The sequence below is a fragment of the Streptomyces sp. NPDC026515 genome (assembly GCF_055567595.1).
Genome location: NZ_JBVHQD010000013.1, coordinates 1 through 23,215, shown reverse-complemented (window position 1 = coordinate 23,215; position 23,215 = coordinate 1). Strand labels below are relative to the sequence as shown.

Below are 23,215 nucleotides of genomic sequence, written 5' to 3'. Positions count from 1 at the left end.
CTCGCCCGAAGATTCCCCGGCAGTGAAAATTTCCGGCCAACTGATCCTTCGTGTCGTTCCCGCCCTCACACACGCGAAGTCGGCGTGATGGCGGTGGCAATCTCCCGCAATGCCCGGACATCTCGCCCTGCCGGTTCCCCATGTCCCGGCAGCGGGGCGGAGGTTCACCGTCGGGACGCGTCTTCGAGTTATCCATGTGGCGGTAGTAGGCTCGCGCCGTTTGTTGACGTACACGTGTACCCCCGGCCGGCGGGGGTCGAGCTGGGGGAGGCCATGCGCTTTCGCGGGAAGTCGATCCGCCGGAAGATCGTGGCGCTGCTTCTCGTGCCGCTCGTGTCCCTGACGGCCGTCTGGGGCTTCGCGGCCGTGCTCACGGGGCGCGAGGTCACCCAGATGTTCCACGAGTCGAACCTCGTCGAGGACATCGCCTACCCCACGGAGGACACCACCCGGGTCCTCCAGCAGGAACGCCGGCAGACCCTCGTCTATCTCGCCGACCCGCGCGCCGCCGACGCACTCGCCGCCCTGCACCGCACCCGCACCGCCACCGACGGCGCCGTCGCCGAACTGCGGAAGAACGCCGGGAAGCAGAGCACCCGTGACGACATGGGCGCCGACGACGCCGAACGGCTCACCGCCGTGCTCGACGCGTTCGAGGGCATCGAGGCCCTGCGTCACAGCGTCGAACAGGGCACCGTCAGCCGCGCCCAGGCCCTCGACCTCTACAACCGCGTGGTCGACCCCTGCTACACGCTGCTCGCCTCCCTCGGCGGGATCGACGACGTCGAGATGGACAAGCAGGCCCGCGCCCTCGTCAACATCACCCGCGCCCGCGAACTCCTCTCCCGCGAGGACGCCCTGCTCGGCTCCGCCCTCGTGGTCGGGAAGCTCACCCGCGGCGAGACCCGGGAGATCTCCGACCTCGTCGCCCAGCGCACCCTCCTGTACGACATCAGCCTGCCGCTGCTGCCGTCCTCGGAACGCGACCGGTTCGACCGCTTCTGGAAGAACGCCACCACCGCCCCGCTGCGGACCGCGGAGCAGTCCGTGACCGACGCCGGATCCGGTGTGCCGAACGACGTCAGCGCCAAGAGCTGGGACACCACCGCCGGCACTGTGCTCGAGGAACTGCGCGCCCTCGACGACCAGGTCGGCGACCGCTACCAGGACCGCATCCGGCCCGTCGCCGTCGGCGTGATCGTCCAGGCGGCCGTCGTCGGTGTCCTCGGCCTGGTCGCCGTGCTCTTCTCGCTGGTCGTCTCGGTCCGGGTCGGCCGAAGCCTCATCCGCGACCTGCGGCTGCTGCGCCAGGAGGCGCACGAGGCCTCCGGGATCCGGCTGCCGAGTGTGATGCGCCGGCTGTCCGCGGGCGAACAGGTCGACGTGGAGACCGAGGCCCCGCGCCTGGAGTACGACAGGAACGAGATCGGCGAGGTCGGCCAGGCGCTCAACACCCTGCAGCGCGCCGCCGTGGAGGCCGCCGTCAAACAGGCCGAACTGCGCTCCGGCGTCTCCGAGGTCTTCGTCAATCTCGCCCGCCGCAGCCAGGTACTGCTGCACAAGCAGCTCACCCTGCTCGACACCATGGAGCGCAGGACCGAGGACACCGACGAACTCGCCGACCTCTTCCGCCTCGACCACCTGACCACGCGCATGCGCCGGCATGCCGAGGGCCTGGTGATCCTCTCCGGCGCCGCCCCCTCGCGGCAGTGGCGCCGCCCCGTCCAGCTGATGGACGTGGTGCGTGCCGCCGTGGCCGAGGTCGAGGACTACGAGCGCATCGAGGTCCGCCGGCTGCCCCGCGTCGCCGTCACCGGCCCCGCGGTCGCCGACCTCACCCACCTCGTGGCCGAACTCCTTGAGAACTCCACGGTGTTCTCGCCGCCGCACACCGCCGTCCAGGTCCTCGGCGAACGGGTCGCCAACGGCTTCACCCTGGAGATCCACGACCGTGGTCTCGGCATGGCGGCCGAGGCGCTCCTCGACGCCAACCTGCGGCTCGCCGAGACCCCCGAGTTCGAGCTCTCCGACACCGACCGGCTCGGCCTGTTCGTGGTCAGCCGCCTCGCGCAGCGCCAGAACGTCCGCGTCTCGCTCCAGCCGTCCCCCTACGGAGGCACCACCGCAGTCGTCTTCATCCCCGACCTGCTGCTGACCGACGACATCCCCGACACCAACGGGATCGGGTTCCGCCTCGACCGCCCCCGGCCCGCCACGGAGACCGAAGCCGAGGAGAGCCGCGCCACCACCCTCACCCAGGTGCCGGCGCAGCGCCCCGGGCTGCCGGCCGCTCTCCTGGGCGGACCGGTCGAGCTGGAGGCACCGGTCGACCTGGACGCGTTCGACGACTTCCCGGGCGCCCTCACCGAGGAGGACAGCGAGCGCGGCGGCCTGTTCCGCCCCGGCCGCTCCCTCGCCCGCGCCGACGACGACACCGCGCCCGTCGTGAGCGAGCTGCAGCAGTCCACCCCGGACCCCGCGGACGGCTTCCGCGACGAACGGCCCGGCGGCCCCGTACCGGTGTCCCGGCGGGGTACCCCCAAGCTGGTCAGCTCGCACGGCAAGCCCGTCAGCGAGCAGCGCTCCCGCCGCGCAGGGCCGGACGAGCGGGACCCGGCGGACACGGGCCGGCCCGAACCGCACGGACTCGCCCCGCTGCCCTCCCGCCGCCGCACCGACCCGTCCCCGCAGCGCACCGGCGGGCCGGCCGGCCACGACGAGCGGCGCACGGCACCCGAGGCGGCCGGCCCGGCCGAACCCGCCGGGCCCCCCGCCCTGCCGCGGCGCACCCGCCGCCCCGAGACCGCCTCCGCCAGCGGTACCGACGACTCCGTCCCGCCTCTCGGCACTACACCCCCGGAGGCCGCACCCGGCACCCGGCCGCTGCCCAGGCGGGTACGACAGGCCAACCTGGCCCCACAGCTGCGACAGGACCCGGCCCGACCCGCCGGGCACGAGCCGGAACCCGTCGAGCGTGACGCCGACGAGGTCCGCAGCCGCATGGCCTCGCTCCAGCGCGGCTGGCAGCGGGGCCGGGCGGAGAACACCGCGGGCGACAGGTCCGGGGACGGCACAGCACAAGGAACGACTAAGGGGGACGGTCGATGACCGATCCGAAGGCGACCGGCCGCACGGCGACGACCAAGGGCGAGCTGAACTGGCTCCTGGACGACCTGGTCGACCGGGTCGCCAGCATCCGCAAGGCCGTGGTGCTCTCCGGCGACGGCCTGGCCACCGGTGTCTCCAAGGACCTCACCAGAGAGGACGGCGAGCACCTGGCGGCCGTCGCCTCCGGCTTCCACAGCCTCGCCAAGGGCGTGGGCCGCCACTTCGAGGCGGGCAGCGTCCGGCAGACCGTCGTCGAGCTCGACGACGCCTTCCTGTTCGTCACCGCGGCCGGCGACGGCAGCTGCCTGGCCGTCCTGTCCGACGCCGACTCCGACGTGGGCCAGGTCGCGTACGAGATGACACTCCTGGTCAAGCGGGTCGGCGCACATCTGGTGTCCGCCCCACGCACCGATCTGCCCTCGGGCGGGTAGTGGGATGACATGAGCGGAGACGGTCAGGGAAGAAGTCACTGGTTCGACGACGAGGCCGGACCGGTCGTCCGTCCGTACGCCATGACGCGGGGGCGCACCACCAGCGCGGCCCAGCACCGCCTCGACCTGATCGCGGTGGTCGTCACGGAGCCGCACGCGGACGACCCGGAGGACGACCGGATGCTGTCCCCGGAGCACGTGGACATCGTCGAGCTCTGCCGTGACACCCCGCAGTCGGTCGCCGAGCTGGCCTCCGGACTCGATCTGCCCATCGGAGTGGTCCGGGTCCTCGTCGGCGACCTGGTCGCCGGGGAACTCGTCCACGTCAACCGCCCGGTTCCCCCGGCCGAGCTGGTGGACGAGAGTATCCTTCGCGACGTGATCAACGGCCTCCGGGCGCTGTGACCGGCGCGGATGCGGAGAAGTGACGTGACAGGCTGGCAGTTCTGGGTCGACCGCGGCGGTACGTTCACCGACGTCGTCGCGCGGCGCCCGGACGGCCGGCTGCTCACCCACAAACTGCTCTCCGACAACCCCGCGCGGTACGCCGACGCCGCGGTGGCAGGCGTACGCGAGCTGCTCGAGGGCGCCGACGAACAGGTCGACGCCGTCCGCATGGGCACCACGGTCGCCACCAACGCACTGCTGGAACGCAAGGGCGAGCGCACCCTGCTCGTCATCACCCGCGGCTTCCGCGACGCCCTGCGCATCGCCTACCAGAACCGGCCCCACATTTTCGCCCGCCGCATCGTCCTGCCCGACCTGCTCTACGAACGGGTCGTCGAGGCCGACGAGCGCATCGCCGCCGACGGCACCGTCCTGCGCGCACCCGACCTGGACGCCCTGGCGGACCCGCTCCAGGAGGCGTACGACCAGGGGATCCGCGCCGTCGCCGTCGTCTGTCTGCACAGTCATCTGCACCCCGCCCACGAGCAGGCGATCGGCGAGCTGGCCGCCCGCACCGGCTTCCCGCAGATCTCGCTGTCCAGCGAGGTCAGCCCGCTGATGAAGCTGGTCCCGCGCGGCGACACCGCCGTCGTCGACGCCTACCTGTCGCCCGTCCTGCGCCGCTACGTCCGCCATGTCGCCGACGAGCTCGAAGGCGTGCGGCTGATGTTCATGCAGTCCAACGGCGGGCTCGCCGAGGCCGGTCAGTTCCGCGGCAAGGACGCCGTCCTGTCCGGGCCGGCCGGCGGGATCGTCGGCATGGCCCGGATGTCGCAGCTCGCCGGCTTCCACCGGGTCATCGGCTTCGACATGGGCGGCACCTCCACCGACGTCTCCCACTTCGCGGGCGAGTACGAACGGGTCTTCACCACCCGGATCGCGGGCGTCCGGCTGCGCGCCCCCATGCTGGACATCCACACCGTCGCGGCGGGCGGCGGCTCGGTGCTGCACTTCGACGGCTCCCGCTACCGGGTCGGCCCCGACTCGGCGGGCGCCGACCCCGGGCCGGCCGCCTACCGGGGCGGCGGCCCGCTCACGGTGACCGACGCCAACGTCATGCTCGGCCGGATCCAGCCCGCCCACTTCCCCCATGTGTTCGGACCCGACGGCGACCAGCCCCTCGACGCCGGCCTCGTGCGCGGCCACTTCACCGGCCTCGCGCGGGAGATCCGCGCGCGGACCGGCGACGACCGGACCCCGGAACAGGTCGCCGAGGGCTACCTGAGCATCGCCGTGGCCAACATCGCCAACGCCGTGAAGCGGATCTCCGTCCAGAAGGGCCACGACGTCACCCGCTACGCCCTCACCACCTTCGGCGGGGCCGGCGGCCAGCACGCGTGCATGGTCGCCGACTCGCTCGGTATCCGCACCGTCCTGGTGCCGCCCATGGCGGGTCTCCTGTCCGCGCTCGGCATCGGCCTCGCCGACACCACCGCCATGCGCGAACAGTCCGTCGAGGTCCCCCTGGAGCCCGCCGCCATGCCCGGCGTCCGCAAGACCGCCGACGACCTGGAGGCCGCGGCCCGCGCCGAACTCCTCGCCGAGGACGTCCCCGAGGACCGCATCGACGTCACCCGCCGCGCCCAGCTCCGCTACGACGGCACCGACACCACCCTCACCGTCGAACTCACCGAACCCGACGCGATGAAACACGCCTTCGAAGAACGTCATCGCGCCACGTACTCCTTCACGCTCGACCGCCCGGTCGTCGTCGAAGCCCTCTCCGTGGAAGCCACCGGCATCACCCGACCCCCCGATCTCTCCGCCCTCGCCCCGTACGAAGGCCGCCGCGTCGCCCCGGAAAGCGTCCGCCTGCACACCGGCGGCGCCTGGCGCGACGTACCCCTCCACCGCCGTGAGGGCCTTCCTCCCGGCGAGTCCGTCACCGGCCCGGCGATCATCACCGAGGCCGGGGCCACGACCGTCGTCGACGACGGCTGGCGGGCCGCGGCGACCGACGACGGGCATCTGGTCATGGAACGCGCGGCGGTCACGCAGAGTTCCGATCTCGACACGCAAGCCGATCCGGTTCTGCTGGAGGTCTTCAACAACCTCTTCATGTCGATCGCCGAACAGATGGGCGCCCGGCTGGAGTCGACGGCCCAGTCCGTCAATATCAAGGAACGCCTTGACTTCTCCTGCGCCCTGTTCGACCCGGACGGGAACCTGGTGGCCAACGCCCCGCACATCCCCGTCCACCTGGGCTCCATGGGGACCAGCGTGAAAGAGGTCATCCGCCGCCGCGGCACCTCGATGCGCCCGGGCGACACCTACGCCGTCAACGACCCGTACCACGGCGGTACCCACCTGCCCGACGTCACCGTGATCACCCCCGTCTTCGCCACGCAGGGTGACCGGATCCTCTTCTACGTCGCCTCCCGCGGCCACCACGCCGAGATCGGCGGTATCGCCCCCGGTTCGATGCCCGCCGACAGCCGCACCATCGAGGAGGAGGGCGTCCTCTTCGACAACTGGCTGCTCTCCGAGAAGGGCCGGTTCCGCGAGACCGAGACCCGCCGGCTGCTCGCCGGGGCCCGATACCCCTCCCGTAACATCCGCACCAACCTCGCCGACCTGCGCGCCCAGATCGCCGCCAACCGCAAGGGCGTCGACGAAGTCGGCCGCATGATCGAGGAGTTCGGCCTCGACGTCGTCCAGGCCTACATGCGGCACGTCCAGGACAACGCCGAGGAGGCGGTCCGCCGCGTCATCGACGCCCTGGACGACGGCGAGTACGCCTACGAGACCGACTCCGGGGCAGTCATCCGGGTACGCGTGCGCGTGGACCGCGGCAACCGGAGCGCGACCGTCGACTTCACGGGCACCTCGGCGCAGCTGGACACCAACTTCAACGCCCCGTTCGCCGTCGTCAACGCGGCCGTGCTGTACGTCTTCCGCACCCTGGTCGCCGACGACATCCCGCTCAACGACGGCTGCCTGCGACCCCTGGACATCGTCGTACCACCCGGGTCGATGCTCGCCCCCGAGCCGCCGGCCGCCGTCGTCGCGGGCAACGTCGAGACCTCCCAGGCCATCACCGGCGCCCTCTACGCGGCGCTCGGGGTCCAGGCCGAGGGCTCCGGCACCATGAACAACGTCACCTTCGGCAACGACCGTCACCAGTACTACGAGACGGTCGCCGCCGGATCCGGAGCGGGCGACGGCTTTCCGGGCGCGAGCGTCGTACAGACCCACATGACCAACTCCCGGCTCACCGACCCGGAAGTCCTGGAGTGGCGGCTGCCGGTCCGCCTCGACGAGTTCGCCGTTCGGCGGGGCAGCGGCGGCACCGGCCGCTGGCACGGCGGGGACGGCGCGGTGCGCCGCATCCGCTTCCTCGAACCCATGACCGTCTCCACCCTGTCGCAGCACCGCCGTGTCCCGCCGTACGGCATGGCCGGCGGTGCACCCGGCGCGCTCGGTGCCAACCGGGTGGAGCGGGCCGACGGGACGGTCACCGAACTCGGCGGCAGTGACAGTGCGGACGTCGGCGCCGACGACGTACTGGTCATCGAAACCCCAGGTGGCGGCGGATACGGAAGCCCGTCACCCGACACCCATCAAGCAGGAGAAGAGATCGATGATCTTCGGGCGATCTGAGCGCGGCAAGCCCCCGGTCGAGCCCGTCACGCTCAAGATCCTCGTGGCCGGCGGCTTCGGCGTGGGCAAGACGACGCTGGTCGGCGCGGTGAGCGAGATCAGACCGCTGCGCACCGAGGAGGTGCTCACCGAGGCCGGGCGACCGGTCGACGACACCAACGGCGTCGAGGGCAAACACACCACCACCGTCGCCATGGACTTCGGCCGTATCACCCTCCGCGAGGACCTGGTGCTGTACCTGTTCGGCACGCCCGGGCAGGAGCGGTTCTGGTTCATGTGGGACGAGCTGTCCGAGGGCGCGCTGGGCGCTGTCGTGCTCGCCGACACGCGCCGCCTGGAGGACTGCTTCGCCGCCGTCGACTACTTCGAGCGGCGCTCCATACCGTTCCTGGTCGGTGTCAACTGCTTCGAGGACGCGGACCGTTACCCGGCCGAGGAGGTCCGCAAGGCCCTCGACCTCGACCCGGACGTACCGGTCCTGCTGTGCGACGCCCGGGACCGCGAGTCGGTCAAGCAGGTCCTCATCGGTGTCGTCCAGCACGCGATGGCGTACGCGGCGGGCCGACGCCGGACCGTCAGCACCTGACGCGCGGGTACGGCCCGTACCCCCGCCGACCGGGGTACGGGCCGTGGTCCGGGGGCGGGCGGCTACGCGCCGTCCTCCAGCCAGCCGAAGCTCTTCTCCACCGCCCTGCGCCAGTTCGCGTACTCCCTGTCGCGCACCGACGCCTCCATGGCCGGCCTCCACTCCATGTCCTTCTGCCAGTGCGACCTGAGCTCGTCGAGGTCGTTCCACACGCCGGTCGCGAGACCCGCCGCGTAGGCGGCGCCCAGGCAGGTCGTCTCGGAGACCCGGGGCCGGATGACCGGCACCCCGAGGACGTCGGCCTGGTGCTGCATCAGCAGGTTGTTGCCGGTCATGCCGCCGTCCACTTTGAGGGTCGTGATCTGCACCCCGGAGTCCTGGTACATGGCGTCCACGACCTCCCGCGTCTGCCAGCTGGTCGCCTCCAGCACCGCGCGCGCGAGATGCGCCTTCGTGACGTACCGGGTGAGGCCGGTGACGACCCCGCGCGCGTCCGAGCGCCAATAGGGCGCGAACAGGCCGGAGAAGGCGGGCACGATGTAGGCGCCGCCGTTGTCGTCGACGCTCGCGGCCAGGGTCTCGATCTCGTCGGCCGAGCGGATGATGCCCAGCTGGTCCCGGAACCACTGGACGAGCGCGCCCGTGATGGCGATCGCCCCCTCCAGGCAGTACACCGGCGCCTCGTCGCCGATCTTGTAGCCCATGGTCGTCAGCAGCCCGTTCTTGGACGGCACCGGCCGGTCACCGGTGTTGAGCAGCAGGAAACTGCCGGTCCCGTAGGTGTTCTTCGCCGTGCCGACGTCGTAGCAGGCCTGCCCGAAGACGGCCGCCTGCTGGTCGCCCAGCGCGGACGCCACCGGCACCCCGGCGAGCTGCCCCACGGCGGTGCCGTACACCTCGGCGGAGGACCTGATCTCCGGCAGGACCGCCGCCGGGATGTTCATCGCGGACAGGATGGAGGCGTCCCACTGGAGGGTCTCCAGGTTCATCAGCATGGTCCGCCCGGCGTTGGTGACGTCGGTGACGTGCCGGCCGCCGTCGGTGCCGCCGGTGAGATTCCAGATCAGCCAGGAGTCGATGGTCCCGAAGGCGATCTCGCCGCGCTCGGCCCGGTTCCGGAGGCCGGGCACGTTGTCCAGCAGCCAGGCCGCCTTGGGGCCGGAGAAGTAGCTGGCCAGGGGCAGTCCGGTCTGGTCGCGGAAGCGGTCCTGGCCGTCGCTGCCGCCGAGTTCGGCGCACAGGGCCGAGGTACGGGTGTCCTGCCAGACGATCGCGTTGTGCACGGGCTTGCCGGTCGCGCGGTCCCACAGGACCGTCGTCTCGCGCTGGTTGGTGATGCCGAGCGCGCTCAGCTGGTCCGGGCGCAGTCCCGCGTTGGCGAGCGCCCCGGCCACCACGGCCTGCACCTTGGACCAGATCTCGGTGGCGTCGTGCTCCACCCAGCCCGGCTTCGGGAAGATCTGGCGGTGCTCGCGCTGGTCGACGGCGACGATCGCGCCGCCGTGGTCGAAGATGATGCAGCGGCTCGACGTGGTGCCCTGGTCGATCGCGGCGACGTACCGCTCGGCGGTGTCCGTCATGGCTACCCCTTGGTCGCTGGGTCGGAAGGCTGCGTGGGATCGGAGGGCCGCGGTTGAGGAGGCCGTGTCTCAGAAGGCCACGTTGTAGATGAGGCCCGCGAGCGCCCCGCCGACCAGGGGCCCGACGACCGGGATCCAGGCGTAGCCCCAGTCGGAGGTGCCCTTGTTCGGGATCGGCAGGAAGGCGTGCACGATCCGGGGGCCGAGGTCGCGCGTCGGGTTGATGGCGTAGCCCGTCGGCCCGCCCAGGGACAGCCCGATCCCGACGACGAGCAGCGAGACGATCAGCACGGTGGTGCCGGACTCACCGAGCCCCTTGGTCAGTCCGAACGCGAGGATCGGCAGGACCAGCGCGATGGTCGCGATGATCTCGGTGATGAGGTTGGCCACCGGGTTCCGGATCTCCGGGATGGTGGCGAAGATGCCGAGTGTCGGGGTCGGCTCCTCCGCGGTGTCCTCGTCGGGCACGTTGGCCTGGAACTGGGCCAGATAGACCAGATACGTCAGAACGGCGCCCAGGATCGCGCCGACGAACTGACCGAGCAGGTAGACCCAGACCTTGCCCCACTCGCCGGTGTCGACGGCGATGCCGAGGGTGACGGCGGGGTTGAGCTGGCCGCCGGAGAGGGGAGCGGCGGTGTAGGCGCCGGCCAGGACGCCGAAGCCCCAGCCGAACGCGATCACCACCCACCCCGCGGCTCTCGCCTTGGAGTGCCTGAGGGTGACGGCGGCGCAGACACCGGCACCGAAGAGGATCAGGATGGCCGTGCCGATGACTTCGCCGACGAATATGTCTCCGTTGCTCATGGCGGCTCCTAGGGCGCTGGCCGGAGGATCTTCCCCGGCGCATTGAGCAGGAACGGTTCCCTGGGCGACGTCAGCCGAAGGCAGGGAAGGTCCCGCGCCCCGCCCGGCGTCAGTGACGAGCGTGCCGTAGCAGCCGAATCGCCCATGGGGAACGGGTCGCGGGACAGGAGCGGCCCGTGGCGCAGTGCCTGATTACGCCGAGAATGTACGGCGATGTCGACCGACACCGGAAGTTTTCACCGGCACTCAGGGAGCGTCAAGGTCGCCGACGGCAACGATGACAGGCAACTCACCGGAGGGCGGCCTTCACGGCTCCACCGTCGCATAGCCGGCCTGGGCCGGATACGTGCCCGAGCCGCGCCGGATCTCGTGCCCGGGCAGTCCCGCCCGCCCCAGCACCCAACTCGCCCCGTTCAGCGCCTTGGCCGCCTTCTTGAGCGGCGCGAGCGACGAGGCCGCCTCCCGGTGGTCGGCCACACCGCCGGGGCCGCACACGACGGTGGCCAGGGACAGCGTGACCGGACGGCCGCCCGCGGACCAGGGCGCGTCGAGCACGTCGGTCACCAGCCGGCCCAGCCCCTCCTCGTCGGCGAGGACCAGGAAGTCGTCGCCGCCGATGTGCCCCACGCGTGCGTGCCCGGCCACCGCGTGCTGGAGCGCCTGTGCCACCGCCCGGATCAGCTCGTCGCCCGCGGCGAACCCGGCGGCGTCGTTGACCTGCTTGAAGTGGTCGATGTCCAGCCAGCTCAGGGCGAAGACACGGCCTTCCGCGATCCACCGGTCCGTCTCGCCGGTGATCGCGTCCGAACCGGGCAGCCGGGTCAGCGGATTGAGCCCGGCCGCCTCCTCGACGCGCGTCTCGGCGAGGGCGCGTACCAGGTCGGCGAGGCGTACGACGCCCACGCAGCGCCCGAGCCGGTCGACCACCGCCACGTCGTCCGAGGTGCGGTCCCGCCCGCCGACGGCCACCACGTCCAGGACCTCCCACGCGGTGGCGTCGACACCGACCGTGCGCGGGGCGTCGCCCAGCTTGAAGGCCGGGCGGTCGGCGTACAGGGCGTGCCCGTAGCGGCCGGACATCGACAGCAGGAAGCGGGAGCGGTGCACCGAACGGACCGGCGCGCCCGCCTGGTCCACCAGGAGGACACCGGAGACCTCCGGGGAGCCGGTCAGCAGGGCCCGCACCTGCAACGCGGACGCGGTGACCGGCAGCAGGGCGGCGGGCCGGATGAACTCCCGCACGGACGGCCCGGAGCGCGGCGGGAGCACGGCGGCGGCCGAACGCGGCGGAAGGTACACGTCCGCCACCGGGATCCGGGCCGGGGGCGCGAACAGCTCGCCCTGGCCCAGCTGGGCCCCGGCCGACAGCGCGGCCGCGTACTGGACCTCGGTCTCCACGCCCTCCACGGCCAGCAGGGCGCCCAGTTCCTCGCACAGGGTCCGCATGGCCCGCACCGCGGCCGGCCGGCCGAGCAGCGAGGCGTCCAGCTTGATCAGGTCGGGGGAGAGGTCGGTGAGCAGCCGCAGAGGTACGTCCCCGTCGCCGATGCCGTCGGCACTGATCCTGAAGCCCTGGCCGCGCAGCGTCGCCACGGCCTCCAGCAGGGCCCGGTGCGGCACGTGCGTGTACGGCGGCACGATGTCCAGGGTCACCTCCCAGGGCATCCGTCCGGCTTCGCGGACGGCCCCGGGCAGCGGGCCGATGCAGCCCAGGTCGGCGAGCGTGGCCGCGAACACGTTGATGTGCAGCGGCAGCAGCGCCTCCTGGCGGGCCGCCGCCCGGAGCGCCAGCACGGCCAGTCCGGCGTCGCGTTCGGGGTCGCGGCGGGCTTCGGCGAGGATGTCGCCGGTCTCGGGGCGGGCGAGGATCTCCAGTGCGGCGATCCCGCCGGTGGTCAGATTGACCACCGGCTGGAAGGCGAAACGGAGAGCATCCGTCCAGGAGCGCACGGGAGCATGATGACGCCATCGGCGTACGCCCAAGGGCAGTTCATAAGACGTTCACGCACCAATGCGACGCGATCACACGGTGTGTGCGAACCCCGCTGTCGCACCCGTGCCGTCAGCGCACGGCTATCACGGACGAGCCGTGTCCGAACAGCCCTTGGTTGGCCGTCATCCCCACGCGCGCGTGCGCCACCTGCCGGTCGCCCGCCGCGTCTCTCAACTGCCAGGTCAGCTCGCAGACCTGGGCGATCGCCTGGGCCGGCACGGCCTCCCCGAAGGAGGCGAGCCCGCCGCTGGTGTTGACGGGTGTCCGCCCGCCCAGGGCCGTCGCACCCTCGCGCAGCAGCTTGGCCGCCTCGCCCTCGGCGCACAGTCCCAGATCCTCGTACCACTGCAACTCCAGTGCGGTGGACAGGTCGTACACCTCCGCGAGGGAGAGCTCCTCGGGGCTGATGCCCGCCTCCTCGTAGGCGGCCCGCGCGATCGACGCCCGGAAGGACTCGGCCGGGGGCTCGACCGCGGCGGCGGAGTCGGTGGCGATGTCCGGGAGGTCCAGCACCGTGCTCGGGTAGCGCGGGGTGACCGTCGACACCGCCCGGATCCGCACCGGCCGCAGGGCACCGTGCCGGCGCGCGAACTCCAGGCTGGACAGCACCAGCGCGGCCCCGCCGTCGGAGGTCGCGCAGATGTCCAGCAGCCGCAGTGGATCGGCGACCACCTGGGAGGCGGCGACCTGCTCGGCGGTGACCCGCGCGCGGTAGCGGGCGTACGGATTGAGTGCGCCCAGGGCCGCGTTCTTCACTTTGACCAGTGCGAAGTCCTCCGGGGTGTCCCCGAACACGGCCATCCGCCGGCGCGCGTACAGCCCGAAGTACGTGGGGTTGGTCGCGCCCAGCAGCCGGAAGCGCAGCCAGTCGGGGTCCTCGGGGCGGTCTCCTCCGGCGGGCCGGAAGAAGCCCTTGGGCGCCGCGTCCGCGCCCACCACGAGCACCACGTCGGCGAGCCCCGCCAGGATCTGCGCCCGCGCCGCGGCGACCGCCTGCGCCCCTGACGCGCATGCCGCGTACACGCTCGTGACCCGTGCTCCCTGCCAGCCCAGCGCCCTGGCGAAAGTCGCGCCCGCGACATAGCCGGGATACCCGCCGCGCACCGTGTCCGCGCCCACGACGGAGCCGATGTCCCGCCACCGGAGTCCCGCGTCGGCCAGGGCCGCGCGGGCCGCCGCCGTCCCGTACTCGACGAAGCCGCGCCCCCACTTGCCCCAGGGGTGCATACCCACGCCGAGCACCGCCACGTCCGCCGTCATGCCGTCACCCCCGCCGGCCGCCAGTGCCAGGTCGTCCAGGCCGTCTCCGCGTCCTCGCCCAGCACTCCGGGGACGACCTCGACCTCCATGCCCACCGCCAGGTCGGCGACGGTGATCCCGGGAACCGCCTGTCCCAGCACCACGATCCGCTCGGACTCCAGTTCCACGGCGATCAACGCGTACGGCTCCCAGGGAAGTTCCGGATCACTCACGTAGGGTGACGGCGGCCGGTACCGGCTGTCGGTGTACGACCAGATCCGCCCGCGCCGGGAGAGTGGGACCTCTTCGAGATCACCGCCCGCGCATCCGGGATTGCGGCAGTGGGCGTCCTCGCGCGGGAAGAAGACCGAGGCGCAGGCCGCGCAACGGGTGCCCAGGAGTCGGAACCCGTCCCCCTCGCCGGTGAACCAGTCCTCGACCGCAGCCATGCGTGTGCGCGACAAAGCTCCTCCAGGGCATGAGAACTGACGGCTCGTCAGAAGTGTGCCACGGGCCGCCGCGATTGGGCAGGCTGCGCCCCGGAACGCATCCCGCTGTCCGGTCGCGGCCGCGGGCGTCGGTTCACTTCCGGAACGAGGCGTTCCCATGACCGTGAGACGTCGCTCCCGTGATCGGATAAAGTCCGCGCGTGTCCGAAAATCAGCACCCAATTGCCAACTCCGCTCCGGACTCGCACTGTTCGAGTTGCGGAGCGCCCTACGGAGCGGGAGTCTCCGGCTGGCCGCGCACCTGCCCGGCCTGCGGTCACGTCGCCTACCGCAATCCCCTGCCGGTGGCGATCGCCCTCCAGCCCGTGTACGACACGAAGGGCACCGCCCTGGTCGTCATCACCCGGACCGTCGCCCCCGCGCGCGGAGGCATCGCGCTGCCCGGCGGCTTCGTGGACGACCGCGAGGACTGGCGGCACGCCGTCGTACGCGAGCTCAAGGAGGAGACCGGCATCGACGCGGCGGCACGGGACGTACGGCTCGTCGACGCCATGAGCTCCCCCGACGGGCACCTGCTGCTGTTCGGGCTCCTCCCGGAACGTCCCGCGGAAGGACTCCCGCCGTCCGGGGCGACCAACGAGACGGAGGGCTGGCACCTGCTGCGCAGGCCCGACGAACTCGCCTTCCCGCTGCACAGCGTGGCCGTACGCGCGTGGTTCGAGGGCCGCTACTGAGCCCCGCGGCTCACCCCAGCCCCCGCACGCGCACCGGATACGGCGGTTCGCTCACGCCGTCGTCCCCCTCCCGCCTCACCACCACCCGCCGGCCCTCCCAGCGGGCGACGAAACGCTCGATCTCCGGCTCGTCCCAGCCGTCGCCCGCGTCCGGCACGAACAGCCCGCCCCCGGTCCGTCCCCGGGCGGGCGCCCACACCTCAAGCCGCACACTCCCGTCGTCGTCCCGCACGGGAAGGACGGCACCCGCGCGCGCGAGCACCGGGATCCGTGACAGCGGGGCGTCCACGAGCACCTGCCCCGGCCCCTCGTACACCCGCTCCGTCAGCATGTCGTACCAGCGCCCCCGGGGCAGCTGCACCGCACGCCGGTCGGCGCCCGGATCCAGCACCGGAGCCACCAGCAGCCCGTCGCCGAGCAAGAACGCGTCCTCACAGTCGCGCAGCGCCCGGTCCTCCGGCGCCCCCCACCACAGGGGCCGCACATAAGGCGCGCCGGTCCGCCGGGCCAGGTGCGCCAGCGTCATGAAGTACGGCAGCAGGCGCCGCCGTTCCAGGAGCGCCACGCGCGCGTGCTCCAGCACCTCGGCCCCGAACTCCCACGGCTCCCGGCGCCCCGCCCGCATGCTCGCGTGCGTGCGGAACAGCGGCAGGTAGGCGCCCAGCTGGAACCAGCGCAGGAACAGCTCGGGCGACGGGCTCCCGTCGAAACCGCCCACGTCCGGCCCGGAGTACGGCACTCCGCACAGCCCGAGCCCCAGTACCAGGGACAGGGACGCGCGCAGCCCCGGCCAGCCGGTTGCGACGTCACCCGACCAGGTGCCCCCGTACCGCTGCATACCGGCCCAGCCCGCGCGGGAGAACAGGAACGGCCGCTCCCTGGGGGCCAGTTCACGCAACCCCTCGTAGGCCGCCCGTGCCATGCACAGCGCATAGACGTTGTGCGCCTCCCGGTGGTCCCCGCCACGCCCCTCCAGGGCGTGCCGCGCGGCACGCGGCAGCGTGGACTCACCGAAGGCGGTGAAGGACGTCGGCTCGTTCATGTCGTGCCAGAACCCGGCGAACCCGAGCGCGAGCCGCTCCTCGTACAGCCCGCCCCACCACTTGCGCACGCGCGCGTGCGTGAAGTCGGGAAAGACCGCCTCGCCGGGCCACACCACGCCCTCCACCGGCCGCCCCGACGGATCCCGGACGAAGGCGTCGACGCCCGTCCCGCTGTCGTAGACCGCGTTGCCCGGCGCTGCCTTCACCGCCGGGTCGACGATCGACACCAGCCGGATCCCGTCCCGCCGCAGCTCCTCCGCCAGCGTCGGCAGCTTCGGGAAGCGCTCGTGGTCCACGGTGAACACCTGATGGGCGTCGTAGTGGTCGATGTCCAGATGGACGGCGTCCAGCGGCAGCCCGCGCTCCTGGTACCCGCCGACGATCCGCCGCACCTCCTGCTCGCTGCCGAACCCCCAGCGCGCGTGGTGATGGCCCAGCGCCCACGCCGGCGGCAGCGCGGGCGCGCCGGTGAGCGAGGCCCACGCGTGCAGCACGCGCGCGGGCGTGCCCGCCATCACCCAGCAGCGCAGCGGACCGCCGTCCATCCGCACCTCGCACCGCCCGGTCCGGTCATGACCGGAACCGGCACCTTCCTCACCCTCCCGGAGGCTCACCGTGCCGTCCCACGAGGTGTCGTGGAACACCAGATGCGCGCCCGCGTCCGCCACCACCAGCTGCACCGGCATGGTGACGTACAGCGGATCGTCACCGGGCCCGAAGGCACGGCCGGGATCGGTGTTCCACAGCCGGTACGTGCCGTCGCGCAACCGCGGCCCCCCAGCGCGCCCGCCGAGACCGAAGAACCGCGCGTCCGCGGCGACCTCCGACCGCTGCACCCACCGGGCCGGCCCCCCGTCCACCGGTTCCCACCAGCGGGGCGGCAGGTCCCGCCGCAGCATCACACCACCGGGCGTGCACACCTCCACCGCCCCGTGCCGCGAGACGCTGACCGTCACCCGCTCCGCCACCACCCGCCAGCCGCCGTCCGTGTCCGGTTCGAGGACCGCCCGCGGGTCCGGCTCCGGACAGCGCCCCGCCAGCGCGTACGACGGCTCCGGAGCCGCCCCGTCCCAGCCCCAGAAGACCGCGCCGTTGACCGCGACCGTGATCCGCAGCTCGGACCGGCTGAAGCGGATCACACCGCCGCCCGGCCCCGGCACCGCCTCCTGCACCGGCCCCGGCACCCGGGCCCGCTCGACCCCCCGCGAGGGCAGCCCGGCGGCGTCGATCCGCCTCCTGCGCCATGCCGCCCGTACGGTACGCAACCCCTGAGCCGCATTCCTCGAACCGACCACTCTCACCGAACGCACCAGGTCACGACCGTCCATGCTGCTCACCCTGCCACTCAGCGCTCCACACGCGTGTGCCGTTCAACTGCCGTTCACCCGTGCCGGGACCACATCTTCACGACACGGACCATGTGGAGCGCACCCTGGTGCAGAAGTCGATCACATGGCATCGTCCCTGTCAGCCGCGTACGCGCACACCCCAGCCCGTGCGCGCCCGACGCACACCAGCGCAGAAGCCCGGGAGCCGCCCCATGTCGACCGCGAACCCCAAGCCGCTCTGGCAGCCCGATCCGCAACGGATCGCCCAGGCGCACATCACCAGGTTCCAGTCCTGGGCGGCGGAACACCACGGAGCCCCCGCCGAGGGCGGGTACCCGGCCCTGCACCGCTGGTCCGTCGACCACCTGGAGACGTTCTGGAAGGCCGTCACGGAGTGGTTCGACGTCCGGTTCGCCACGCCCTACGCGCGCGTGCTCGGCGACCGCGCGATGCCCGGCGCACGATGGTTCCCCGGCGCGACGCTGAACTACGCCGAGCACGCCCTGCGCGCCGCCGCCACCCGCGCGGACGAACCAGCGCTCCTGTACGTCGACGAGACCCATGAACCGCTCCCGGTCACCTGGTCCGAACTGCGCCGCCAGGTGGGCTCGCTGGCGGCCGAACTCCGCGCCCTCGGCGTCCGCCCCGGCGACCGCGTCAGCGGCTACCTACCGAACATCCCGCAGGCCGTCGTCGCCCTCCTCGCCACCGCGGCCGTGGGCGCCGTCTGGACCTCCTGCGCGCCCGACTTCGGCGCCCGCAGCGTCCTGGACCGCTTCCAGCAGGTCGAACCCGTCGTCCTGTTCACCGTCGACGGCTACCGCTACGGCGGCAAGGAACACGACCGCCGCGAGACCGTCGCCGAACTCCGCCGCGAACTGCCCACCCTGCGCGCCGTCGTCCACATCCCGCTGCTCGGCACCCCCGCCCCCGAAGGCGCCCTCGACTGGTCGGCCCTGACCTCCGCCGGCACCGAGCCCGAGTTCGAACAGGTGCCCTTCGACCACCCGTTGTGGGTGCTGTACTCCTCCGGCACCACCGGCCTGCCCAAGGCCATCGTCCAGTCCCAGGGCGGCATCCTGGTCGAACACCTCAAACAGCTCGGCCTGCACTGCGACCTGGGCCCCGAGGACCGGTTCTTCTGGTACACCTCCACCGGCTGGATGATGTGGAACTTCCTCGTCTCCGGCCTCCTCACCGGCACCACGATCGTTCTGTACGACGGCAGCCCGGGATACCCCGACACCGGCGCCCAGTGGCGGGTCGCCGAACGCACCGGAGCAACTCTCTACGGCACCTCCGCCGCCTACGTGATGGCCTGCCGCAAGGCCGGCGTGCACCCCGCCCGCGACTTCGACCTGTCCACGGTGCAGTGCGTCGCCACCACCGGTTCACCACTGCCCCCGGACGGCTTCCGCTGGCTGCACGACGAAGTCCGCGACGACCTGTGGATCGCCTCGGTCAGCGGCGGCACCGACGTGTGCTCCTGCTTCGCGGGCGCCGTCCCCACCCTCCCCGTCCACACCGGCGAACTCCAGGCACCCGGCCTCGGTACCGATCTCCAGGCCTGGGACCCGGACGGCAACCCCGTCATCGACGAGGTCGGCGAACTGGTCGTCACCAACCCCATGCCCTCCATGCCGGTCCACTTCTGGAACGACCCCGACGGCAGCCGCTACCACGACAGCTACTTCGACATGTATCCCGGGGTCTGGCGGCACGGCGACTGGATCACCGTCACCTCCCGCGGCTCGGTGGTCATCCACGGCCGTTCCGACTCCACGCTCAACCGCCAGGGCGTACGGATGGGCTCGGCCGACATCTACGAGGTCGTCGAGCGGCTGCCCGAGATCAGGGAATCCCTCGTCATCGGCATCGAACAGCCCGACGGCGGTTACTGGATGCCCCTCTTCGTCCATCTGGCCCCGGGCGCAGTCCTCGACGAGGCCCTCCTGAACCGCATCAAACAGGCCATCCGCGAACAGCTCTCGCCGCGCCACGTCCCCGACGAGGTCATCGAGGTCCCCGGCGTCCCGCACACCCTCACCGGCAAGCGCATCGAGGTCCCGGTCAAGCGACTCCTCCAGGGCGCGCCCCTGGACAAGGCCGTCAACCCCGGCTCCATCGACAACCTCGACCTGCTGAACTTCTACGAGGAACTGGCCCGCAAGCGCGCCTGACCTTCCCCGGGGCCCCCACCCGCTGTCACCCCTCATCGATTGTCAGTGCCGCTGGTTACTGTGAGTGAGCATTGATCGACTGCTCACAGGGGGAAACATGGCGCACACCGACCACCGGGCCATGCGACGCGTCCTGCGCCGCGAGATCGCCGGCACCATCGGCCTGCTCACCGACGAACACGACTTCAGCGCCATGCGGCGCTACCGCACCTTCACCTTCGACGACCATCCCACCTACCTGGAACAGATCGAGGCCCTCCTCCGGACCCGCGCCGCGGAGGGCACCCACACCACACTCGCCCTCTTCGACCCCGAGGAGTACGCCGAGTTCTGCACGGACACCGGACTCGACCCGGACAACCCCGCGACCCGCACCCGCTTCACCGCCGGGCTCGCGGCCACCGGCGCCACCGTCCCCTACGACGGCCGCCCCCTCACCGACCTCGTCCCCGACCTCATCGACGAAGCGGTACGCCAGGCCACCTGGGAGTACGCCAGCACCCTCCTGGCCCGCCTGGGCCCCTGCCCCACCTGCGGCGAGGACATCGGGCGCGCGGCCTTCGCCCGTGCCTCCCACCTCCTCGCCCGCATCCTGAACACCGCCCCGGCAGGCGACCGGCACCTCGTGTGCAGCGTCTCCGGAGCAGCCGAAACGCTGGTCACCGTGCTCCACGCCGACCAGGACAGCGAGGGCACCACCCGCCTCGACGAGGCGGAAGTCCTCGAATTCACCAGCGTCCTGGCCCTCGGCCTCGCCACCCGCAGCCCCGGCGGACTCGTCATGCGCACCAGCGCACCCGGCACCGCCGACCGCGTCTACGGCTGGCGCGTGCGCGGCGACCGCCTCGTCCCCCTCTCCGCCGCCGAGGTCTTCGACGCCTACTGCACCGACGTGGAATCAGGTGACCTCGTCTCCCCGGAATCCGGCGTCGACTACTGCGCACCACCCGACCTGGGCGACCAGGAGACGGCACCGGGCCACCACCACTGAAACGCAGCGGGGGCGCCCCACCCGCAGGTGGAGCGCCCCCGGAAGGACAGACCGATCAGGGCCGCGCCCGGCTACTCGCCGGACAGCACCGCCTGGGCCGCCGCCCGGGCCTCGTCCGCGCTGTCCGCGGCACGCGCGGCCGAAGCGGCCCGCTCGCACTGGGCCAGCGTGTACTTGGCCAGGGTCGCCCGGACGTAGGGAATCGACGCCGCACCCATGGAGAGAGAGGTGACACCCAGACCCGTCAGCACACACGCCAGCAGCGGATCGGCCGCGGCCTCGCCACAGACACCACAGCTCTTGGCCTCGGCCTTCGCCGCCTCGGCGGACAGCGCGACCAGGTCGAGCAGCGCGGGCTGCCACGGGTCCTGCAGCCGGGACACCGCACCGACCTGGCGGTCCGCGGCGAACGTGTACTGCGCCAGGTCGTTCGTGCCCAACGACAGGAACTCGACCTCCTGGAGGATCGAACGCGCCCGCAGCGCGGCCGACGGTATCTCCACCATCGCGCCGAACTTGGCCCGCAACCCCGCCGCACGGCAGGCGTCGGCGAACGCCTTGGCGTCGGTACGGTCCGCCACCATGGGCGCCATGACCTCGAGGTAGACGGGCAGCCCCTCGGCCGCCTTCGCCAGCGCGGTCAACTGTGTGCGCAGCACGTCGGGGTGGTCCAGCAGCGTCCGCAGACCACGCACGCCCAGTGCCGGGTTGGGCTCGTCCGCCGGAGTCAGGAAGTCCAGGGGCTTGTCCGCACCCGCGTCCAGCACCCGCACGACGACCCGGCCCTCCGGGAACGCCTCCAGGACCTGGCGGTAGGCCTCGACCTGCTTCTCCTCCGACGGCGCGTTCTTGCTGTCGTCCAGGAACAGGAACTCGGTGCGGAACAGACCCACACCCTCGGCACCCGCCGCCACGGCCGCCGGCACATCAGCCGGTCCACCCACGTTGGCCAGCAGCGGCATCTTGTGCCCGTCGGCGGTGACACCCGGACCGGTCGAGGCGGTCAGCGCGGCCTTGCGTGCGGCGGCCGCGGCCTCCAGTTCGGCCTTCTTCTCCGCACTCGGGTTCACGAAGACGTCGCCGGTGCTGCCGTCGACGGCGATCACCGTGCCCTCGACAAGCTCACCGGCACCGGGCAGCGCCACCACGGCCGGCACCCCGAGCGCCCGAGCCAGGATCGCGCTGTGACTGGTCGGCCCGCCCTCCTCGGTCACGAAACCGAGCACCAGGGTTGGGTCCAGAAGAGCGGTGTCCGCCGGCGCCAGATCACGCGCGACCAGCACGTACGGCTCGTCGCTGTCCGGCACACCCGGCATCGGAACCCCCAGCAGCCGGGCGACGATACGATTCCGCACGTCGTCCAGGTCGGCCACCCGGCCGGCCAGGTACTCACCGGCTCCGGCCAGCAGTTCGCGGTACGCGGCGAACGCGTCGTACACAGCACGCTCGGCGGTGCTGCCGACGGCGATCCGGCGCTCCACGTCGGCCATCAGCTCGGGGTCCTGGGCCATCATGGCCTGCGCCTCGAGCACCGCCTGGGCCTCACCGCCGGCCAGGTTGCCGCGCGCCATCAGGTCGGCGGCCACCGCGTCCACGGCCTGCCGGGCACGCGCGGGCTCGCGCTTCGCCTCTTCCGCCGGGATCTGCTTGGCAGGCGGCTCCAGCACCGCCGTTCCCATGTGCCGAACCTCGCCGATCGCCACACCGTGGCTCACGCCGACGCCTCGCAGCGTTGTCTCCATCTCACCCGTCTCCGAATAGGTGCGGCGGGTCCCGCCGCCGCGGTGGTTGTCTGGTCGCCGTTGCCTCCGTCGTGCGACGGGACGGCGTGGGGGCGTCAGTTCCAGACGAAGAGGCTGTCGCCGGCCTTCACGTCCCCGTCGTCACGGACGTGGGAGAGGGAGTCGGCCGTGGCCTCCAGCGCCACGACAGGGCACACCGGGGACTTGCCGGCGGCTTCCACCTCGGCCGGGTTCCAGCGGATGACGCCCTGGCCGCGGGTCACGGTGTCGCCCTTGTTGACGAGAAGCTCGAAGCCCTGACCGTTGAGCTGCACCGTGTCGATACCGAGGTGGGTGAGCACACCGTGGCCGCTGTCGTCGACGACGACGAACGCGTGCGGGTGCAGGGAGACGATGACACCGTCCACCGGTGCCACGACCTCGGAAGGCTCGCGCGCGGGGTCGATGGCTGTGCCCGGGCCGACCATGGCCCCGGAGAAGACCGGATCCGGCACGGCGGCCAGTCCGATGGCGCGTCCTGCCAGAGGGGACGTCACGGTGGTCATGGGAAGCCTCCCGGAGATGGCGCTGCTCATGGGCCGTCACTGCCTGTTCCGGACGGCACTGAGCAGCAGCGTATGTCAGATGAAGTGGCGGTTCCGCATGGAAGCTACCATCAAGTGGTCTAGACCACCAGCCAAATCGATTTGCACGCCCTCCGAACCTCCGTGTACAGTCGTACCCCTGCCTGAGACCGAGCGGCGCGATAGAGCGTTCTCGGTGGGCAGCACCCAAATTCGTCAGATCCTCAACTCGGGATCATCTTCCGCATGTCTGCGGGAGGGTGGTCAGGGGGCCGGGAAAACACTGATAGAGTTTGGAGCACCGAAGGGAAGCCCGGAGGAAAGCCCGAGAGGGTGAGTACAAAGGAAGCGACCGTTCCTTGAGAACTCAACAGCGTGCCAAAAGTCAACGCCA

The 23,215-nt window shown here is 71.9% G+C and carries 16 protein-coding genes; 8 read left to right on the top strand and 8 right to left on the bottom strand.

All coding sequences use genetic code 11. The features are described 5' to 3' along the window. Positions 1–273: 273 nt before the first annotated feature. From ACZ4O3_RS26320 to ACZ4O3_RS26300, 5 genes are read left to right on the top strand one after another with little or no spacing between them, the layout of a single operon-like run. The gene (locus tag ACZ4O3_RS26320; RefSeq protein WP_467724567.1) at positions 274–3,108 is read left to right on the top strand and encodes a nitrate- and nitrite sensing domain-containing protein; all 2,835 of its coding nucleotides are present in this window, start codon (positions 274–276) and stop codon (positions 3,106–3,108) included. Beyond that, on the top strand, positions 3,105–3,539 hold the full coding sequence (locus ACZ4O3_RS26315) for a roadblock/LC7 domain-containing protein (RefSeq protein ID WP_362726795.1): 435 nt from the start codon (positions 3,105–3,107) through the stop codon (positions 3,537–3,539). The genes ACZ4O3_RS26320 and ACZ4O3_RS26315 overlap by 4 nt, the downstream gene beginning before the upstream one ends. A gap of 9 nt (positions 3,540–3,548) precedes the next feature. Continuing rightward, a complete protein-coding gene (locus ACZ4O3_RS26310) occupies positions 3,549–3,944 on the top strand; it encodes a DUF742 domain-containing protein (protein ID WP_362726792.1) in 396 nt (131 codons plus the stop codon). Between the two features lie 24 nt (positions 3,945–3,968). Further along, positions 3,969–7,586, top strand: a complete 3,618-nt coding sequence (locus ACZ4O3_RS26305; protein WP_467724566.1) for a hydantoinase B/oxoprolinase family protein — start codon at positions 3,969–3,971, stop codon at positions 7,584–7,586. After that, the gene (locus tag ACZ4O3_RS26300) at positions 7,567–8,172 is read left to right on the top strand and encodes a GTP-binding protein (RefSeq protein ID WP_362726787.1); all 606 of its coding nucleotides are present in this window, start codon (positions 7,567–7,569) and stop codon (positions 8,170–8,172) included. Before ACZ4O3_RS26305 ends, ACZ4O3_RS26300 begins: the two co-directional genes overlap by 20 nt. A 62-nt stretch (positions 8,173–8,234) precedes the next feature. Here ACZ4O3_RS26300 and glpK read toward each other — a convergent pair whose 3' ends face one another. The 5 genes from glpK to ACZ4O3_RS26275 all read right to left on the bottom strand — a co-directional run bounded on the left by glpK (position 8,235) and on the right by ACZ4O3_RS26275 (position 14,240). After that, positions 8,235–9,752 carry a glycerol kinase GlpK gene (gene glpK / locus ACZ4O3_RS26295; RefSeq protein WP_467724565.1) on the bottom strand — a complete coding sequence of 506 codons (1,518 nt, stop codon included), beginning with the start codon at positions 9,750–9,752 and terminating at the stop codon, positions 8,235–8,237. Positions 9,753–9,821: 69 nt separating this feature from the next. After that, positions 9,822–10,559 carry an MIP/aquaporin family protein gene (locus ACZ4O3_RS26290; protein ID WP_362727319.1) on the bottom strand — a complete coding sequence of 246 codons (738 nt, stop codon included), beginning with the start codon at positions 10,557–10,559 and terminating at the stop codon, positions 9,822–9,824. A gap of 306 nt (positions 10,560–10,865) precedes the next feature. Continuing rightward, the gene (locus tag ACZ4O3_RS26285) at positions 10,866–12,509 is read right to left on the bottom strand and encodes a GGDEF domain-containing protein (RefSeq protein ID WP_362727321.1); all 1,644 of its coding nucleotides are present in this window, start codon (positions 12,507–12,509) and stop codon (positions 10,866–10,868) included. Positions 12,510–12,621: 112 nt separating this feature from the next. Continuing rightward, positions 12,622–13,812 carry a lipid-transfer protein gene (locus tag ACZ4O3_RS26280; protein ID WP_467724563.1) on the bottom strand — a complete coding sequence of 397 codons (1,191 nt, stop codon included), beginning with the start codon at positions 13,810–13,812 and terminating at the stop codon, positions 12,622–12,624. Next, entirely contained in the window at positions 13,809–14,240 is a 432-nt protein-coding gene (locus ACZ4O3_RS26275; RefSeq protein WP_467724561.1) for a Zn-ribbon domain-containing OB-fold protein, read from the bottom strand. Before ACZ4O3_RS26275 ends, ACZ4O3_RS26280 begins: the two co-directional genes overlap by 4 nt. A 200-nt stretch (positions 14,241–14,440) precedes the next feature. Between ACZ4O3_RS26275 and ACZ4O3_RS26270 the strand changes: the two genes are divergently transcribed. After that, positions 14,441–14,974: an NUDIX domain-containing protein gene (locus tag ACZ4O3_RS26270; RefSeq protein ID WP_362732311.1), complete on the top strand. Its 534-nt coding sequence runs from the start codon at positions 14,441–14,443 to the stop codon at positions 14,972–14,974. Positions 14,975–14,984: 10 nt separating this feature from the next. On the opposite strand, the gene ACZ4O3_RS26265 is transcribed toward ACZ4O3_RS26270, so the two are convergent. Continuing rightward, positions 14,985–17,345, bottom strand: coding sequence for a glycoside hydrolase family 31 protein (locus tag ACZ4O3_RS26265; RefSeq protein ID WP_467724560.1), 2,361 nt, complete (start codon positions 17,343–17,345; stop codon positions 14,985–14,987). A gap of 212 nt (positions 17,346–17,557) precedes the next feature. Here ACZ4O3_RS26265 and ACZ4O3_RS26260 point away from each other — a divergent pair, with 212 nt between their 5' ends. Together ACZ4O3_RS26260 and ACZ4O3_RS26255 are read left to right on the top strand one after the other, a co-directional pair. Next, entirely contained in the window at positions 17,558–19,525 is a 1,968-nt protein-coding gene (locus ACZ4O3_RS26260; protein WP_467724558.1) for an acetoacetate--CoA ligase, read from the top strand. Between the two features lie 97 nt (positions 19,526–19,622). Next, complete coding sequence (locus ACZ4O3_RS26255; RefSeq protein WP_467724557.1) at positions 19,623–20,516, top strand: hypothetical protein; 894 nt, start codon at positions 19,623–19,625, stop codon at positions 20,514–20,516. Between the two features lie 71 nt (positions 20,517–20,587). Here the strand turns inward: ACZ4O3_RS26255 and ptsP are convergent, their stop codons facing one another. Both ptsP and ACZ4O3_RS26245 read right to left on the bottom strand, forming a co-directional pair. Beyond that, entirely contained in the window at positions 20,588–22,258 is a 1,671-nt protein-coding gene (gene ptsP / locus ACZ4O3_RS26250) for a phosphoenolpyruvate--protein phosphotransferase (protein ID WP_467724555.1), read from the bottom strand. A 95-nt stretch (positions 22,259–22,353) separates the two neighbouring features. Next, entirely contained in the window at positions 22,354–22,803 is a 450-nt protein-coding gene (locus ACZ4O3_RS26245) for a PTS sugar transporter subunit IIA (protein WP_362720691.1), read from the bottom strand. Between the last annotated feature and the right edge of the window lie 412 nt (positions 22,804–23,215).